Annotated in this window: 17 protein-coding genes and 1 tRNA gene; 5 read left to right on the top strand and 13 right to left on the bottom strand. The window is 55.1% G+C overall.

The window, feature by feature from the left end; all coding sequences use genetic code 11:
• Positions 1-64: 64 nt before the first annotated feature.
• The 4 genes from BUA49_RS05685 (at position 65) to BUA49_RS05670 (ending at position 3,884) form a co-directional block, all read left to right on the top strand.
• Positions 65-2,266: an AsmA family protein gene (locus BUA49_RS05685; RefSeq protein WP_072796198.1), complete on the top strand. Its 2,202-nt coding sequence runs from the start codon at positions 65-67 to the stop codon at positions 2,264-2,266.
• Positions 2,263-3,330, top strand: coding sequence for an A/G-specific adenine glycosylase (gene mutY, locus BUA49_RS05680; RefSeq protein ID WP_072796197.1), 1,068 nt, complete (start codon positions 2,263-2,265; stop codon positions 3,328-3,330). The genes BUA49_RS05685 and mutY overlap by 4 nt, the downstream gene beginning before the upstream one ends.
• An 84-nt stretch (positions 3,331-3,414) precedes the next feature.
• Positions 3,415-3,687 carry an oxidative damage protection protein gene (locus BUA49_RS05675; protein ID WP_072796196.1) on the top strand — a complete coding sequence of 91 codons (273 nt, stop codon included), beginning with the start codon at positions 3,415-3,417 and terminating at the stop codon, positions 3,685-3,687.
• Positions 3,688-3,808: 121 nt separating this feature from the next.
• Positions 3,809-3,884 (top strand) — tRNA-Phe (locus BUA49_RS05670).
• Between the two features lie 48 nt (positions 3,885-3,932).
• On the opposite strand, the gene BUA49_RS05665 is transcribed toward BUA49_RS05670, so the two are convergent.
• The 4 genes from BUA49_RS05665 to BUA49_RS17765 all read right to left on the bottom strand — a co-directional run bounded on the left by BUA49_RS05665 (position 3,933) and on the right by BUA49_RS17765 (position 6,064).
• Entirely contained in the window at positions 3,933-4,682 is a 750-nt protein-coding gene (locus tag BUA49_RS05665; protein WP_323807511.1) for an NYN domain-containing protein, read from the bottom strand.
• 253 nt (positions 4,683-4,935) lie between these two features.
• The gene (locus BUA49_RS05660; RefSeq protein WP_072796195.1) at positions 4,936-5,463 is read right to left on the bottom strand and encodes a cytochrome b/b6 domain-containing protein; all 528 of its coding nucleotides are present in this window, start codon (positions 5,461-5,463) and stop codon (positions 4,936-4,938) included.
• Positions 5,464-5,474: 11 nt separating this feature from the next.
• Positions 5,475-5,741: a PepSY domain-containing protein gene (locus BUA49_RS05655; protein WP_072796194.1), complete on the bottom strand. Its 267-nt coding sequence runs from the start codon at positions 5,739-5,741 to the stop codon at positions 5,475-5,477.
• A gap of 167 nt (positions 5,742-5,908) precedes the next feature.
• Positions 5,909-6,064, bottom strand: coding sequence for a hypothetical protein (locus BUA49_RS17765; protein WP_175547551.1), 156 nt, complete (start codon positions 6,062-6,064; stop codon positions 5,909-5,911).
• Positions 6,065-6,286: 222 nt separating this feature from the next.
• Here BUA49_RS17765 and BUA49_RS05650 point away from each other — a divergent pair, with 222 nt between their 5' ends.
• Positions 6,287-8,026: a SulP family inorganic anion transporter gene (locus BUA49_RS05650; RefSeq protein ID WP_072796193.1), complete on the top strand. Its 1,740-nt coding sequence runs from the start codon at positions 6,287-6,289 to the stop codon at positions 8,024-8,026.
• On the opposite strand, the gene BUA49_RS05645 is transcribed toward BUA49_RS05650, so the two are convergent.
• The 9 genes from BUA49_RS05645 to dctP all read right to left on the bottom strand — a co-directional run bounded on the left by BUA49_RS05645 (position 8,023) and on the right by dctP (position 17,553).
• Entirely contained in the window at positions 8,023-9,225 is a 1,203-nt protein-coding gene (locus BUA49_RS05645) for a multidrug effflux MFS transporter (RefSeq protein WP_228704411.1), read from the bottom strand. The two genes, BUA49_RS05650 and BUA49_RS05645, sit on opposite strands and share 4 nt — an antisense overlap.
• Positions 9,226-9,308: 83 nt before the next feature.
• Entirely contained in the window at positions 9,309-9,752 is a 444-nt protein-coding gene (locus tag BUA49_RS05640; RefSeq protein WP_072796192.1) for a DUF4124 domain-containing protein, read from the bottom strand.
• Positions 9,753-9,837: 85 nt separating this feature from the next.
• Entirely contained in the window at positions 9,838-11,046 is a 1,209-nt protein-coding gene (glcF, locus tag BUA49_RS05635) for a glycolate oxidase subunit GlcF (protein WP_072796191.1), read from the bottom strand.
• A 28-nt stretch (positions 11,047-11,074) separates the two neighbouring features.
• A complete protein-coding gene (glcE, locus tag BUA49_RS05630; protein ID WP_072796190.1) occupies positions 11,075-12,142 on the bottom strand; it encodes a glycolate oxidase subunit GlcE in 1,068 nt (355 codons plus the stop codon).
• Positions 12,135-13,607, bottom strand: a complete 1,473-nt coding sequence (locus BUA49_RS05625; RefSeq protein ID WP_072796189.1) for an FAD-linked oxidase C-terminal domain-containing protein — start codon at positions 13,605-13,607, stop codon at positions 12,135-12,137. Before BUA49_RS05625 ends, glcE begins: the two co-directional genes overlap by 8 nt.
• A gap of 24 nt (positions 13,608-13,631) precedes the next feature.
• A complete protein-coding gene (locus BUA49_RS05620) occupies positions 13,632-14,057 on the bottom strand; it encodes a GlcG/HbpS family heme-binding protein (RefSeq protein WP_072796187.1) in 426 nt (141 codons plus the stop codon).
• A gap of 22 nt (positions 14,058-14,079) precedes the next feature.
• Positions 14,080-15,615 carry a TRAP transporter large permease gene (locus BUA49_RS05615; RefSeq protein WP_072796185.1) on the bottom strand — a complete coding sequence of 512 codons (1,536 nt, stop codon included), beginning with the start codon at positions 15,613-15,615 and terminating at the stop codon, positions 14,080-14,082.
• On the bottom strand, positions 15,612-16,316 hold the full coding sequence (locus BUA49_RS05610) for a TRAP transporter small permease subunit (protein WP_072796183.1): 705 nt from the start codon (positions 16,314-16,316) through the stop codon (positions 15,612-15,614). Before BUA49_RS05610 ends, BUA49_RS05615 begins: the two co-directional genes overlap by 4 nt.
• A 100-nt stretch (positions 16,317-16,416) precedes the next feature.
• Positions 16,417-17,553 (bottom strand): TRAP transporter substrate-binding protein DctP, encoded by a 1,137-nt coding sequence (gene dctP / locus BUA49_RS05605; RefSeq protein WP_072796182.1) that lies wholly within the window; start codon positions 17,551-17,553, stop codon positions 16,417-16,419.
• Positions 17,554-17,670 lie beyond the last annotated feature (117 nt).

The following is a 17,670-nucleotide window of genomic DNA, read 5'->3' as shown; positions in this document are numbered from 1 at the left end:
CGTATTAGCAACCGGATTTACTTGAATCCAGACAGCTCCCGCAACAAGAAAGGAAGCCCGAACCATGAAAGCCATACGTTATGTGCTGATCGCCATCGTTGCACTTGTCGTTCTCGCCGTTACCGCGATCGCGATTGCCATGGCCGTCATCGACCCGAATGACTATAAGCCGCAAATCGAACAAGTCGTTGAGGAACAAACCAACCTCGACCTGATTCTGGAAGGCGATATCGGCTGGTCTTTTATTCCTCTCGGGCTTGAGCTGAACGATGTAGAAGCAACCCTGGATGGCGAGCGCCTCGTTGCACTGAAACAACTGGTGGCACAGATCGATTTCTGGTCGCTGATTGCCATGTCACCGCAGGTAAACACCTTCGTACTCGACGGCCTGGACGCTAACCTGAGCATTAATAAGCAGGGAGAAGGCAACTGGACTCGTATCATGCCAGAGCCGGCAGCCGGCGATGCACAAAAGGACAAACAGGATGTTGCCAGCAAGCCCGAGGCGGTACCAGCTCCGGAAGGTGAACAAGGCGGCAGCGAAGCCCTCAATTTCAATGTCGAAAACGTCCAGATCAGCAATGCCCAGGTGCGTTACAGTGATCAGCGCAACGGCCAAACGGTAACACTTGAAAACTTCACAGTGAATGCCAGCAACATTACTCTGGGCTCCGACTTTCCTCTGGAAGTTGGCTTTCGGGTAGAAACAACGCAACCTCAATTCGCAGTGGACGGAAGCATAGAGGCGCGCCTGGCTGCCAACGAAGGGCTGAACGATTTCGCGGTTTCCGGTCTGGAAGCGGTATTCAAAATGAACGGCGAGCCGTTCGGCGGCAAATCAGTAACTGCCAAGCTGGCTGGCTCAGCTAAAGCCAACCTGGAGAACGAAACTGCGACCCTGAGCGACTTCACCGCCAGCCTCGCAAACCTCACCCTGAACACCAACCTTGACGTTAAGGGCTTCGGCGACAAGCCAACCCTGAAAGGCAAAGTAGCCATTAGCGAATTTTCTCTCAAAGATCTGCTCGAAAACCTGGGGCAGCCCGCCATTGAGACCACCGACGCAGAGGTACTACAGGCCATTGCGTTTTCTACCGGCATCGGCGGCCCTGCAGGCAAGCCTGCATTGTCGGATCTCGTGATCACGCTTGATGACACCACTTTCAAAGGCTCCGGCAGTTATAACCTCGACAACGGCGGCATTGTGTTCGACCTTCAGGGCGACAAACTCAACGCCGACCGCTACCTGCCACCTAAAGCCGAAGGTGCAGAAGCCGCAAAAGATGCCCCGGCACAAACGGCGGGCACAGGCCCTGAAGGCGACCTTCTGCCGCTGGAAACCCTGCGCAGCCTGCTTCTGGATATCGACTTCGGGCTGGGTGAACTGATTGTGAGCAACCTCACCATCAAGGAAATCAAAGCCAGCACAACGGCCAGCAAAGGCCTGCTGAAAGTGGACGAGTTCAGCGGCAAGCTTTATGAAGGCAGCTTTGGCTCCAACGCCACCATTGATGCCCGCACCGACACCCCGAAGTGGGCAATCAATTCTGATGTAAGCAATGTTCAAACTCTTCCACTGCTGGCTGACCTGGCAGAAGTCACCATGCTTGCCGGTGGCGCCAACCTCAAGATAAATGCGACCACCTCCGGCAACCGCATCTCGGTTCTGAGAGAAAAGGCCGACGGCCAGATCAGCTTCAACCTTGCCAAAGGTGAGTTCCGGAAAATGAATCTGACCCGCATGGCTTGCCAGGGGATTGCTCTGGTCAACCAGGACCAACTGACAACCGATGACTGGGGTGACACAACGCCATTCAATGACATGCGCGGCACTCTGGACATCAACGGCAACATCTTCGACAACACAGACCTGGTCGCCTCGCTGGCAGGCATGAAGCTGGAAGGTAATGGCACGATTGATATGAAGCAGACCCTCGTCGACTACGAGCTGGGCCTGCGAATCGTCGGCGAAATCCACCGTGACAACGCTTGCCGTGTAACTGAATACGTGGAAGACGTTGTTATACCGGTGGAATGCCGCGGCGACTTCTCTGCGGGCGCAGCAAGCCTGTGTTCCTTTGACGGCTCCCGCTTCCGCGACACACTGAAAACCATTGCGGAAAACGCCGCGCGCAAAAAGGCCAAGGCAGAAGTCGACAAGGCGAAAGGCAAAGCTGAAGAAAAAGTCCGTGAAAAGCTGGAAGAGAAACTCGGCGAAGGCTCAGGCGAGAAGGTAAAAGATGCTCTCAAAGGCCTGTTCAAGTGACAGCAGACTGCTTCGCTGAAAACCTTCTGACATGGTACGACCAACACGGCAGGCACGACCTGCCGTGGCACCATAACCGTAACGCCTACCGGGTGTGGGTTTCTGAAATCATGCTTCAGCAAACCCAGGTTGCAACCGTTATCCCCTACTTTCAGGCTTTCATGGAGCGTTTCCCCGATACGTGCGCTCTTGCGGAATCGCCGGTTGATGACGTACTCAGCCATTGGTCCGGGCTTGGCTATTACGCCCGTGCACGCAACCTCCAGAAAGCCGCCCGATCCGTTATGGACGATTTTGGTGGTACGTTTCCTGACACTCAGGAAGAGCTGGAAACCCTGACAGGCATAGGCCGTTCTACCGCCGGTGCGATCCTTGCCCAGGCGTTTGGCAAGCGCGCTGCCATCCTTGATGGCAATGTAAAGCGGGTACTGACTCGCTACCATGCCGTTCCCGGTTGGCCCGGGCAAACCGCAGTACTGAAGCAGCTGTGGGAGCATGCCGAAGCGCACACGCCGGATGAGCGGGCTCGCGATTACACCCAGGGCATCATGGATCTGGGCGCGACGGTCTGCACCCGCAGCCGTCCCGCCTGCGATGACTGCCCCTTGCAACAGGGCTGCACGGCATACGCCAGAGGAGAGACCAGCCTCTACCCCGGCTCCAAACCGAAAAAAGCCAAACCCGAGAAAACCACCTGGATGGTCATACTGGAAGACCAGGAAGGCCGCATCCTGCTGGAGCGACGTCCGCCCAGTGGCATCTGGGGCGGCCTCTGGAGCCTGCCGGAACTGGATCCGGCCTATGGCGCCGACGAACTGCAGGAAGCATGTGAGCAGAGCCTTGGGTTTGATTGCGGAGAACCGGAACTGATCGGCGGCTTCCGCCACACGTTTTCCCATTACCACCTGCATATCCAGCCCGCGCGTCTGGGCGTGACCGGGCAAAACAGCATCCGAGATGACGCTCAACAGAAGTGGCTGCACCGGCACGAAGCATTGGCCCTAGGCCTGCCGGCGCCGATCCGCACCCTGCTCACGAATCCGGAACAGGCCACCTTGCTCTGAGACCAGAGGGCTCGCACGCTTAACGGGCACGATCTGTTATCATCCGGCCATTCCCATATCGCACTCATCAAGACAGGAGCGAACATGAGCCGCACCGTTTTTTGCCGCAAACACCAGAAAGAACTCGAAGGTCTCGATTTTCCACCCATGCCCGGTGCAAGAGGCCAGGACATTTTCGAGAACATATCGAAGCAGGCTTGGGAAGAATGGCAACACGAGCAAACCATGCTGATCAACGAAAAACACCTGAGCCTGATGGATCCCAACACACGCAAATACCTGCAGGCGCAGATGCAGCATTACTTCAATAACGAGCCTTTCGACAAAGCCGAAGGCTACGTACCGCCAGAGCAATAACTCCGGTTTGGTCAAAGCCTGAGCAGGCCTGAAAAGATTCAGAAAATTTTCCGAGCCGGCCTTGACTCACCACACCGAAACCGGTTTAATAGCGCCCCGTTGCACAGTAGTATAGCAACTTGCCCGGATAGCTCAGTTGGTAGAGCAGAGGATTGAAAATCCTCGTGTCGGTGGTTCGATTCCGCCTCCGGGCACCATTAAGAATTAAGATGAAACCCGCCTTGTGCGGGTTTTGTTGTTTCTGCCTACTCACCATCCGCCGGCTTATACGCCCTGTATCCCTGCCCGCTAGTCCCCTTTTTAACCGTAAAATACTCAGGCTTACCAACCAGTAACTCAGAGAACTTTTTCGCGCCGTAAGTTCTGGGATCAAAATCCGGGCGAGTTCGTTTAAGGAAGGAGCCAGCCGCGGAAAATGTTGCCCAGCCCTGATCATCCTGGGTTTGCTCCCAGGCTCTTTTCAGCAGGACAATTTCTTCGGGAAGTTTTTCTTTTGGCTTCTGCCGGGATTGAGCAACAACTGGCTGATCTGAAGCTTCTTCGGTGTATTCCAGGTTTTCTGTAAACAGGAAGTCGTCACAGGCACTGCGAAAGGAAACGGGCGTTTTCTTCTCCCCCACCCCGAACACATAGATTTCCGATTCTCTCAACCGGGAGGCGAGTTTGGTGAAATCGCTATCACTGGAAACCAGTGCGAAGGCATCGAATTTCTGGGAGTAAAGCAGATCCATGGCATCGATGATCATGGATGCGTCTGTCGCATTCTTACCCTTGGTATAGGCAAATTGCTGAATGGGCTGTATCGCCAGTTCGTTCAGCACATTCTTCCAGTTTTTCAGGCTGTCAACTGACCAGTCTCCGTAGGCGCGCTTTACAACGACGTGACCATGGGAGGATAACTCCTCAATGATCAGCGGCAGCTTTGAAAGCTGGGCGTTGTCGGCATCTATCAGTACGGCGATTTTTTTATGCTGTTCTAGGTCCTTCACCGGCATTAATCCCTTGCTTAAAATTTAACGCCTTCAGAATATCCCAGTAGAAGATCATAACGATAGGCCTTGTCTTAATTACCGCCAGCAACTTCAGAGTGCACCCGCAGTGCGCAAGGACCGACGATAAGATTACCTTATCTTTTCACTTGCCTCCGGGCTAAACCTGAGCTGAAATCCTTTTCGGCCAGGGTCTGCTTTTAGTGATGAGATTGGAGGGTGAATAACAACTCACGCTACATCAGGCGACATTATCAGGCTAAGCACCTCGCTTGTGGCCGGTCACCATCGCAGCTACCAGGTTTTCGCGGTGACGCAGGCTTGCCACCACCACGCCAGCGACATGCAAGGCAATCAACACCAATGCCCCATCGGCAATGGCCTCGTGGAGATTCTGCAACCACTCAGCACCCCAGTATTGATCTGTCGTACTTAGCCAGCCGGTGAATGTCAGCGCGCCAATTGTCAGCAGCAGAGTGAAGATCATCATTCCGCCAGCCGGGTTATGGCCGATATAACGGGTTTCGCGACCATAACGAATATCACGGATGTAGCGAATCACCTCGTAAGGATGACGGAGGAACTGTCGAAACCGTGCATAATGGGAGCCTATAACCCCCCAAAGTAGCCGAAAGCAGATCAGCCCGGCTGCGATGTAGCCGCAGATTTCATGGAGATCCTGCCACTCCCCTGCGCTCAGCCAGGCCACCAAAAAGCTTATTACCAGTGACCAGTGAAAGATGCGGATCAGTGGGTCCCAGACTTTAACTTTTGAGGCGGCTGGCATGAAAGGCCTCCTTACTCCTGGGTTTTCACGACAGCAAAGGTTTTCGGATCGAAGTAAACCTCGACACGCTCTTTGTTCTCGTCGAGCGCGTACACTTCGTAGCAGCCTTCATCAACATTTACACGTTTGATGTCCCAGCCTTTATCCTCCAGAACCTGCTTCAGGGCATCCTGGCTACGCCATTCGCTCTTCGGCGCATCGCAAAGTTCGTCTTCGGCATAGGCAGTCGCAGAAAATGCCGCGGCAGAGATGAGCATGACAGCAATCAGCTTTTTCATATCCTTGATCCTTCGTGTGATTTTACGGAGGATCAAATCTAGCCCCGGGATCTTAAGTGAATCTTAATTGACCACGGAGTTTCATTAAGGTTTGGAAACGAAGCCAGACGACTCTGTCTATAACCGGGGGGGATGCGTGGGATGGAGGATTTTCGTAAAACAGCCTCTCAGGCAACTTTGCGAAAATCCTCCATCCGTACACTCTTGTCGCGGTTGCGGCGGTATTTGCTTTTGTCCTCAACGACACGCATCTGGTACTTCGGGGTTTTCAGTTCCCGCTGCACTGCGCTGTGATTCGTAGGCATTGCCTTCTTTTTCGCCATAGTAATATCTCCATTGGCAGTTTGTTAAACACCTTGATTGTAGCACCTTTCACTATTTCGAGAGCGTAAGGAAAGACACTCACTCTCTGTTCGTCTTTCTGGTGCCGGCTTTATCGGTCAGCGTTTCGCATGGCCCAAGAGCCTACCCAGCTGATACTTCTTGATTCAGTCCATTGATTTACACACACTTGCAGTCCGGCCCTCAAGCGAAAAACTGCATTTATGCTCTACAAATTACTGCCTGGTTTGCTTTGGCTGCAGGGATACACGGCCCATACTTTAAAACAGGATGTGGTATCTGGCCTCGCCATTGGCGTCATGCTAATTCCGCAAAGCATGGGCTATGCGGTGCTCGCCGGGCTGCCACCGGAGTTCGGGCTTTACGCTTCAATCTTTCCACCGCTCTTATACGCCTTGCTCGGAACCTCCAACAAGATTTCCGTCGGGCCGGTAGCGCTGGATGCAATTCTTATTCTCTCTGGACTCAGCGTGCTGGCGGAGCCTGGATCAGACCATTACCTTCAGCTTGCGATTGAGCTGACTCTGCTGGTTGGTTTGATTCAGTTTCTGTTCGGGCTTCTGCGGTTTGGTTTTATCGTCAATTTCCTCTCCTATCCGGTTGTCGTTGGCTACACCTCGGCTGCGGCCATCATCATCATTGGCAGCCAGCTCCAGAACCTGACGGGCATTCATGTAGATAGCGCCAACGTACTGGACCTCTCATATCAACTGTTGATAAATATAAGCGACTGGCACGGCGTTACGGTTGGGATTGCGGTGGCAAGCCTGCTGTTTATCTTTTTTTGCAAACGTCTCGTGCCAAAGCTGCCCAACGCTCTGATGCTGCTGGTTGGCACCATGTTACTGTCGGGGCTGTTTCATGCGGGACAGGCAGGCGTAGAGGTCATCAACTCGGTGCCACAGGGCTTCCCGGCGCTGCAGATCCCGGTCATCGATTTCGCGAAACTTCGAGAGCTGTTGCCGGTTGCGTTTACAGTGGCCCTGATGGGCTTCGTGGGCACCATGTCGATATGCAAGTCGCAGGAATCTCCCAAAGACAAACACAGCGTTCAGCCAAACCAGGAGCTGATCGCGCTTGGCCTGGCGAACGCCGTGGGCGCCATGTTCCGGAGCTTTCCGGTCTCTGCCAGCTTCTCACGCAGCGCCGCTTTGCGCGAAGCGGGCGCGCTGACTCAAGTATCAGCAATCGTTTCCTCTGGCCTGATTGCCATTACGGTGGTCTTTCTTACACCGCTGTTTACCGACTACCCCTTACCCAAAGCCGTTCTGGCCGCGATTATCGTGATGTCGGTGCTGGGGCTGTTCAAGTACAACGAGATGAAAATCCTGTTCCGGCAAGACAGAAAGGAGTTTCTGATATTGCTGGTCACCTTCCTGATCACATTGCTGCTGGGTGTTCAGCAGGGGCTACTGGTCGGCGTGGCGGTATCTCTGATACTGGTCATTTACAACAGTACGACTCCACACATGACCGAGCTGGGCAAGATTGATGGAGAGGACCTTTACCGGAATATCCACCGTTTCGAGAGCATCAGTGTGCGCAAGGATCTGCTGATCTTCCGCTTCGATGCGCCTCTGTATTTTGCCAATAAAGATTATTTCATGACGCGGCTATACAGCCTTATAAAGCGGCGCCCTGAGGGTGCACTTAAGTCAGTGATACTGGATGCGCAAGCCGTCAGCAGTATCGACAGTACCTCGCTGATCATGCTGGAAAGCGTGATCGAAAACCTGCGGGAACAGGGCATCCAGCTTTATCTGGTAAGCTTGATAGGCCCGGTTCGCGACACCCTCACGCACTCTGCCGCCCTGCGTGAGTATGTGTTGAATGAGCATATGTTCCCCCAGATAACGGATGCCGTACTGTACATTGACCAGGGCATCAGTTCGCGTGCCTCGATCGCCAAACAGAGCAACGCTGCAAAAGCCCGGCGACGTTAGGCTAGGCCCTCTCGCTCAACCGCACCCGGCCCGCCTGCGGCCAGTATGGCCGCACCAAATACACAGGCCGCCATAACCAGCACAATGGGCAGCAGCGTTCCTCCAGCCAGAGTTGCCGAGAGAGCGCTTATCGCACCGGCGATGGTGAACTGCGCAGCCCCGAGCATGGCCGCAGCCGTGCCGCCAAGGTGGGGAAAGAACTCCAGGGCATTGGCCATATTATTGGGGATGATTGCCCCCATGAATCCAACGGACATGATAATGCAGGCGGCAATAACCCAGTAAGGCGCGCCTGCCCAGGCGCAGACCACCAGAATGGTAACGGCGATGGCCTGCAGGAATACGCATGCCCGCAGTATTCGCACAGATTGATAGCGGTTAAGCAGGCGCCGGTTGAGCAGGTTCAGGCTGGCCATGGCCACTATATTTGCGGCGAACAACGCAGAAAATGTGGCGTTTGATAGTCCGAACCACTCCTGATAGATAAACGAGGCGTGTGTGATAAACACAAGCATGGCGCTGAAACATAAAGCCTGAATCCCTACGAATCGCATGGTTACGCCGTGGCGGAGTACATACGCATAGTTTGTAATCAGCGTGGAGACCGGTGTGGGATCTTTCTGCCGGAGCGGCAAACGGCGGAACAGCACAAAGTGCAGAACGATCGCCAACAACGCTCCGTAAACGGCCAGCATAAGGAAGATCGCATGCCACTCACTGAAATAAAGCAACATTGAGCCAATGGAAGGTGCCGCGGCCGGTGCGATAAACATCACAAGGCCTATCAGCCCGAACAGGCGCGCTGCGTCCTGCCCACTGGTCTGGTCACGGACAATAGCAGGAACGGATACCGCACAGAAGGCTCCGCCAATACCCTGAACAATCCGCCAGCTGAGCATCTCCGGGAGCGTTTGCGCCTGAGCAATCATGAAGGCAGCAAAGGCGAAGACAGCCAGCCCTGTGAACAGAATCTGCTGCCGTCCATAGCGGTCTGACAAGGGGCCGCCCAGCAACTGCGCAAGCCCAAGGGCACCGACATAGGCACTAAGAGTCAGCCCCACACTCCCATGGCCAACACCCAGCGCATCGGCAATTTCCGGAAATGCCGGCAAGTAGGCGTCGAGCGCAAGCGGCCCAAGGGCAACGGTCATGCCCAGAAGGATGGCTAGCTGCAGATGAGATAAGGGTGTCGTTTTCAAACCGGTATCCAAACAAGAGTAACCAGACGGAACATGAAAGACCTTAGATTGTTAGGGTACTCACTACAAAACAGTCTACCGCATCAGCGCAAAATACACTCCCGGCCAAGCGATAGACTGATATTGCGACGTTTGCGGCGCAGGCTGTTACCTTTGCTATTACCATAGCCTGCCCGCAGTTGTGACTGAACCTGCGCCAGTTTTCGCCGATAGCCGGCACAGATTTTAGCCTGTTTCGCAATCGCCTTTTCTTTCGACTTGTTACGCGCTGAATCACGTTTTCGATCAGGTGAGAGCATACCCTGCACCTGTTCGCGGATCTCCGAAATGCGTCGGTGTTGCTGAAGGTTCTCCGCCATGGGCACAGTCACCGGGGCGGCAACTTCAACGGACCGGTGACTTTTATCAGGTGACGGGGTATCTGTGAAATGAACAACGCCGCTGGCGTCTGTCCAGGTATAAATACCGGCAACAGCCGGTGATGAAAAAACGAATGCCAAAACCGCAACAGCCATAATCCTTGGCATAACAATCCACTCCCTGTGGTTACGTTAATTGCCGGGGCAGTATAACGATTACCAGAGGGAGTGTAATGCGGCCCTGGCCAGCAATTTACTGGTCGAGCAGTTCCACCCAGTGCTGCACCGGCACCTGGGATTTGGTCTCAAGGTGCATCTGGCAGCCAATGTTGGCCGTTACAATGCGATCAGGGCTGTCTATGGTCAGCGCCTTGAGCTTGTTGCCCAGCAGTTTCTGGCTGAGTTCCGGCTGCAGCACGGAGTAGGTGCCTGCAGAACCACAACACAGGTGCTTGTCTTTGGTGATGGCCAGATTAATACCGGCTTTGGTGAGTACCTGTTCCACAACGCCGCTCTGCTTCATGGCGTGTTGCAGCGTGCAGGGGCAATGGAAAGCCACTTTGCCCGGGCTCTGGCTGAGCTTGAGCTTTTCCAGATCCTGCTTCAGCAGGAAAGCGCCCAGGTCAGTACAGAGCTCGGTTACCTTTTGAGCCTTTGCGGCGTATACCGGGTCGTCTCTCAGCAGGTGTCCGTAATCCTGAACCATGGCTCCGCAGCCCGACGCTGTCATCACCAATGCCTCTGCGCCGGACTCAATGGCTGGCCACCAGGCATCAATGTTCTGGCGCATACGCTCCAGACCTTTCTCATGTTCGGAAAGATGGTAGTTCACCGCGCCACAGCACCCGGCTTCCGGCGCCTCGACCATCGTAATTCCAAGCTTATCCAGCACACGAGCCGCCGCTGCGTTAGTGTTCGGTGTGGCGGATGGCTGCACGCAGCCTGCCAGCGCCAAAACAATGCGGTTATGGCTTGCTGCCGGCCAGGGACTGGCCTGTTTTTTGGGCGGTACTTTGGCGCGCAGTTTGCCCGGCAGTATGGGGGCAAACGTCTGACCGAGGCGGAGCATGAATCCGAACAGCACCCGGTTGGGGAGCACCCGCGCCAAGGCCCAACGCATCCATTTGTCTTTCGGCGCACGGGGCAGCTCTTTATCAATAAGGCCCCGGGTGATATCCACCAGGCGTCCGTATTGAACTCCGGAAGGACAGGTGGTTTCGCAGCTGCGACAGGTCAGGCAGCGGTCGAGGTGCTCACGGGTTTTCTCGGTAACCTCTGCGCCTTCAAGGAACATTTTCATGAGGTAGATACGTCCACGAGGGCCGTCTCGCTCGTCATTCAGTTCCTGATAGGTCGGGCAGGTTGCGGTGCAGAAGCCACAGTGAACGCAGGCCCGCAAGATGGATTCTGCCTCCTGTCCTTCCGTTGTGTTGGCAAATTGTTGAACCAGGTTTGTTTGCATGTTTTACCTGCTTTGAACTTTCAAAAACCTACAGCCAGCTATACAGCCGCCCGGGATTAAATATTCCGTCGGGATCAAACGAGGCTTTCACCCGACGCTGGATCGTTTTAAGCGCATTGGGTTGGCTGTGCATCACCTCACCGCTGCGGTCGCCGCCCCGGAACAGGCTTACCTGTCCGCCAGCGGCACGGGCCAGGGGCTCCATGTCGCCAAGCTCTGCAGCTCCCCGGAACCAACGCTGAGAACCGGCCCAGTCGATGAACCATTTGCCTTCGATAGCGGGATTGGCCGCCGTGGAGCCTACGGAGAAGCGCCAGAGTGGCTCGCCCTTGTCGGCGAAGAATTCGTGTTGCATGTCCTGCACTGAGCGCCAGAAAGCCTCGCCTTTTTCCATGACGTCACCACTCCACTTTTCAGCGGTTGCCTCAACCGCCGTTTTCGCACCGGAGAGACGAAGGTAAACTTTGCCGTCGACCCAGCAGGCAGCGGTGATTGGCTTGGGTTCTGCTGCGCGGCTGTTCATATAGTGCAGCACTTCGTCTATTGCCATGTCCTGCACAAGGGTCAGGCTGGCGGCCGGGCCAGGCATCACTTTCAGACTGATTTCAGTAATGAGCCCCAGGGTACCAAGGGCTCCGGCCTGAAGCCGGGAGACGTCGTAGCCGGCTACGTTTTTCATCACCTCGCCGCCGAAACGCAGGTGTTCACCTTTACCGTTAAGCAGGCGTATGCCCAGCACCTGATCCCGCACCGATCCCGCCCAAGGCCTGCCTGGCCCGGAGAGATTGCAGGCGAGCGTGCCACCAATGGTGGATTCAGGGCCAAAGTGAGGAGGTTCAAAGTGCAGCGCCTGGCCTTGCTCGGCAAGCGCAGCTTCAATGTCGCTCAGAGGCGTTCCTGCACGAACCGTCATCACCAGTTCAACCGGGTGATAGTCCACAATCCCGGTATGCTCACCCACGTTAAGGGTGCCTGCATCCGCGCTTGGTTCCCGGCCAATAAAGGCTTTGGTGCCGCCACCGACTATGTTGAGTTTCTCACCGCCAGCGCGGGCCTGGAGCACTTGTTCCTGCAGTTGTTGAGAGATATCAGCCATGTGCGGCTTCCGTTTTTTCATGCTTGTGTTGTTTGTGCTCCAGCGAGCGATATTCCTGGCAGAACTTCAACGCAGGTACACCTTTACCCGGGTTTAGAATGCCCGCAGGGTCAAAGGCCGCTTTCACGTCGTGAAACTGCTGGAGTTCCTGGTCGTTAAACTGAATCGCCATCTGACGAATCTTTTCCACGCCCACACCATGTTCACCGGTAATGCAGCCTCCGACGTCCACGCACATTTTCAGAATGCTGGCTCCAAAGGCCTCCGTGCGCTCGAACTCCCCCGGTACGTTTGCATCAAAAAGAATCAACGGGTGCAGATTGCCATCACCGGCATGAAACACGTTGGCCACGCGCAGGCCGAACTCTTCAGACAGTTTCTGCATTTCTGTCAGCACGTGAGCAATATGGCGACGGGGAATCGTGCCGTCCATGCAGTAGTAGTCCGGAGAAATTCGGCCGACGGCCGGAAAGGCGGATTTTCGGCCGAGCCAGAGCAATGCACGCTCCTGTTCACTCTGGGACGTTCGAACTGAGGTAGCACCGAGCTTGCGGAAAACCGCCTCAGCTTCGGCGATGTGCTCGTGCACTTCCTCTTCGGTACCGTCTACTTCACAAAGAAGCAGCGCTTTGGCATCACGAGGGTAGCCGGCACCGGCAAAGTCATCAGCAGCCACAATGGCATGACCATCCATCATCTCCAGCCCACCTGGAATGATCCCGTGGGAGATAATACCGCCAACTGCGTCACCCGCTTTCTGAACGCTGTCAAAACCAGCCATCACAACCTGGGCCACTTCTGGCTTGGGCAGAAGTTTAACCTTCACCTCGGTTACCACGCCCAGCAGACCTTCAGATCCGGTCAGCAGGGCGAGCAGATCCATACCACAACTATCCATTCCGTCGCTTCCGACAGTCACCACATCGCCTTCGGCGGTCACCATCTCCACGCTGAAAATATTGTGCACCGTGAGGCCGTATTTCAGGCAGTGCACACCACCGGAGTTTTCGGCGACATTGCCTCCAATGGTGCAGGCAATCTGCGACGAGGGATCCGGCCCGTAGTAAAGACCATACTGGGCCGCCTCCTCACTGATGGCCAGGTTACGCACACCAGGCTGAAGACTGGCAGTTCGTGCCAGCGGATCGATATGCAGAATGCGGTTGAACTTGGCCAGGGAGAGCACCACGCCCTCTTTGCTGGGCATGGCCCCGGCACTGAGGCCCGTGCCTGCACCGCGGGCAACAACCGGAACCCCATGCTCATGGCAGATGCGCATTATCCGCTGCACCTGGGTTACGGTTTCTGGCAGCACCACCAGCAGCGGCATCTCGCAGTACATCGACATGCCGTCGCATTCGTAAGGCTTCATGGTCTCGTTATCTGTGATAACAAAGTCCGCATCAACAAACGTCCGGAACTGTTCGGCGAGCTCCGTTTTGCTGATTTTCGGTTTGGTTGTCATAAGGTCTCCCTCAACCCGCCTAACTCAACCACGCTGGGTCTCAAAGTAATCTATCCCCGCCTGGGCGCAATCCATATCCTGTTGCGGCGTGCCGGAACTGAGCCCGATACCACCCACCACGTCGCCGTCAACGATCACAGGCAGGCCACCACCCACCGAACTGATGCGCCCGCCGACTTCGGTATGAATACCGAAAGCCAGACTGCCGGGCACGTTCACCTTGTTGTAGTCGTGGGTGGCCTTCTTGGCCGCCGCCGCGGTGAAGGCTTTGTCCTGGGCGATGGTCACACTGGTGATCTTGCCACCATCCATACGCTCGAAGGCCACCAGATTGCCGGATTCGTCCACCACAGCGATGCACATGGGCACGCCGATCTCGCGAGCCTTTTCAGCTGCACCCTCAATGAGGATCCGAGCTTCGGCAAGGTCCAGACGTTTGATCGTCAACATAAAGCATTACTCCTTGAATTTATTAACCGTAAACCAGCCCTGGCAGCCAGGTTACGAGGCCGGGGATCAGGATACACATGAATAGCCCGAACGCCTGAATAGCCAGAAACACGAGGGCTGACTTGAAAATCGTGGCCATGGATATTTCTGGTGGGCATACGCCGCGGAGGTAGAACAATGCGTAACCGAATGGCGGACTGAGGAACGACATCTGCATATTGACCAGATAGAGCACACCGAACCAGAGCACAACATCATCACCTGCCACCGGCGGGAAGCCCAGCAGCCCCGGGAACTCCAGAGCTTTTACAATCGGAATGAAGATAGGAACTGCCAGCAGCAGAATACCCACCCAGTCCAGGAACATACCCAGAACCACCAGCAGGAACATCAGCAGGAACAGAATGCCGTATGGCGACATGCCAGTACCCAGGATGGATTCCGTGACAAATTGCTGCCCACCCTGAAGGATGTAGAAGCCAACAAAAACCGAGGCACCGAACATGATCCACAGCACCATGGCGGATGCCTTGGTCGTGGTTACAGAGGCTTCCCGCAGCCCGGCAATGGAGAACTTGCCATGCATCATGGCCACCACGATGGCGCCAAAGGAACCGATACCCGCCGCTTCTACCGGCGTTGCAATGCCGCCGAACAGCAGGCCCAGCACCAGAAATACCAGAACCAGTGGAGCAATCAGATTTTTCGTGAGCAGCAGCTTTTCCTTCAGGGAAATCCGCTCTTCCACCGGTACAGGCGGCCCCAGCTTCGGATTAATCCAGCTGCGGATCAGCACATACGCAATATACATCGAAGACAGCATCAGGCCCGGGATCACGGAGCCGAGATACAACTCACCGACCGATTGCTGTGCGACAACCGCGTACAGAATTGCCAGGATTGAAGGAGGAATCAGTATGCCCAGAGTACCGCCAGCCATGATCGAGCCCAGCGCGATCTTCTGATCGTAACCGCGCTTGAGCATCGCCGGCAGAGCGATGATGCCCATGGTGACAACGGCAGCACCGATAACACCCACCATAGCTGCAAGCAAAGTAGAGGCGAGGATGGTTGCTGTCGCCAGACCGCCGCTCAGGCCACCCATCCACTTGTAGACCACACTGAACATTTCCTCAATCAGGCCGGCGCGCTCAAGCATGGAGGCCATAAAGATAAACAGCGGTATCGCCGCCAGATCGGAGTTGGTCATCATGGGGAAGATGCGCCCCGGCACGAGGTTCAGCATCATTGCGTCACCCACCAGGTAGATGAACATCACCCCGAGACCACCGGTCACGAAAGCCAGCGGCAGCCCCATCATCAGGGCCACGGCGAGGGAACCGAACATCAGATAGGTCAAAGGCCCGATCTTGACGTCAGAAAGGCTACCGGAGAGCTTGAACAGGAATTGCTCATCACTCCACGGATCGTAGAAAAGAATGTTGATCATTTCGACACAGATGACAAACGCCAGTGCCACTGTGGCGATAATCATCAGCCAGGTACTCAGCTTTCCAACAAGGTTACTACCCGGCGCAGTTGTTGTATTTGTAGTCATGCGGTGCGCTCCCGGCCAAGACGGACAAACAGGACAATATCCTTCATCAGCTTGGATATGCCTGCGAGTAAGAGAAGTAATGAACCCACAACCATCATGCCTTTGGCCGGCCAGTGCTGGATGCCCCAGGTCTCAACCGTGGTTTCATTCATGGCATAGGAATCCTGGAAAAAGGTCCAGGAGGTAACCAGCAGAATCAGGGCAAAAATGAAGAAGAACATGGAAGTAAAGATGTCCAGGCCAATTCTTCCCCGCGCCGGCAGCATGTTGTACATCACATCCACACGCACATGGGCACCGTGAAGCATGGCAAATGCGCCGGCCAGCATATACTGCATACCCAGCAGCAGGAAGCTGGCTTCATGGACCCAGATGGTGGGCATGTTAAAGATGTAGCGCATGACCACGCCAAAGAAATAGAACACGACGGCATTGATTGTCCAGAACGACACGAACAGACCGGATTTGTCGCACATCCAGTCCACTACCTTGGTAAACCAGTTCCCTTCGAACTGGAGATAGATAAGTGGATCATCCTCTTGCGCCTGTAATTCCCCCGGTGTCAATTCCGGCTCGGCACTCCCGCCTCCGTGACCACTGCTCCACTTATCCCAAGCAATCATGATCAGCGGCATAACCGCAAGCCAGCCCCAATAGAACCAGTGCGGCATTACGAATCCGAAACCTTCAAGATCAGACATGTTGTTACTTCCTCAGCCACAAATCGGGGAAGGTGGGGCGCCGCTTTCGGAGTCGCCCCTGACCTTCCCCCTGTTTCTTTTTTATTAGTTCAGGAAAGTGTTACCGGCCCGGCACACCTTCAAGGTCCGACTCCTGGATATAGCCCATAGTATCGTTCATCATGTACTCGATCTGGATATCGAAGATGGCGCGGGCATCTTCGTCCTTGTTTGCCCACTTGTACCAGATCGGGATGGCTTTGCGGCGCCAGTTAAGCACATCTTCCTGGCTCAGACGGCTCACGGTGTCACCTGCATCCTTGAACTTCTTCATGGCCTCAATGTTGCGCTTCTGAATGGTCAGATAGTGCTTCTGGGAATAGATGCGCACTTCATCCTCAACCAGTTGCTGGAGTTTCGGATCCAGGGCGTTCCAGGCACGCAGGTTGACGGTCAGGTCCATCAGGTCCACCGGCTGGTAGATAGACATCACGCCCGGAGGTCCGAACAGGATGTAATCAGTCACCTGGGAGAAGCCCAGTTCCCAGTTTACCGCCGGGCCCACATAGTCGGCTGCGTCGATGGTGCCCTTTTCCAGGGCCGGAAAGATGTCAGAACCCGGCAGACTCACAGTGGAAGCACCGAACGCTTGGAACACCTCGGCAACCATACCGCCGGGAACTCGTAGCTTAAGGCCTTTAAGATCTTCGAGGCTGTTTACCGGCGTCTTGGAATGGATGATGTTTGCATCGTGCTGAATCGGGCCAACGTAGAAAAGCCCGAACTTCTTGTAAATCTCACGGGTTTTTTCCAGCATGCCCAAGTCGTAGAACATGATGTCCCACTGGTGAGGCTGGTCAGGACCCGCAGGATAGGAAGACAGGAAAACCGAAGCCGGAATCTTACCGGACCAGTAAAGAGTAAAAGGGTTCATACCCTGAAGTACGCCACTGCGAACCGAATCAAACAGTGAGTTGTTATCGGCGGCGACAGCCTTGGCAGGGAAACACTTGAAGATCAGTTCACCGCCTGACTTCTCTTCCATGCCATTACACCAGCCCTCGAACAGATCATAGCCGACTGTACCGGCATCCCAGACCGACTGGATTTTCCAGGTCGTTGCAGCGTTTGCCTGACCAGCCCCCATCATCAGCACGCCGGCTAAGGCCGTACCAAGAGCTGCAGTTTTCAGAAAGCTTCTGCGCTGCGAAGCCGCGCCGGCTCCGCATTTATGTGTAGTGGTCTTGCTCGGTTTCATTGAGACATCTCCGCTGAATTTGTTTTTATAGAGGTCACAGCAACACCGGCATAATGCACGGCATCAACAATGATACTCGTAGGCGATACCTGTTTAGTCCAGCAAAGAGGATACTGG

Source organism: Marinobacter antarcticus, from assembly GCF_900142385.1.
Taxonomy (GTDB): domain Bacteria; phylum Pseudomonadota; class Gammaproteobacteria; order Pseudomonadales; family Oleiphilaceae; genus Marinobacter; species Marinobacter antarcticus.
This window is presented reverse-complemented; position numbering and strand designations above follow the sequence as displayed.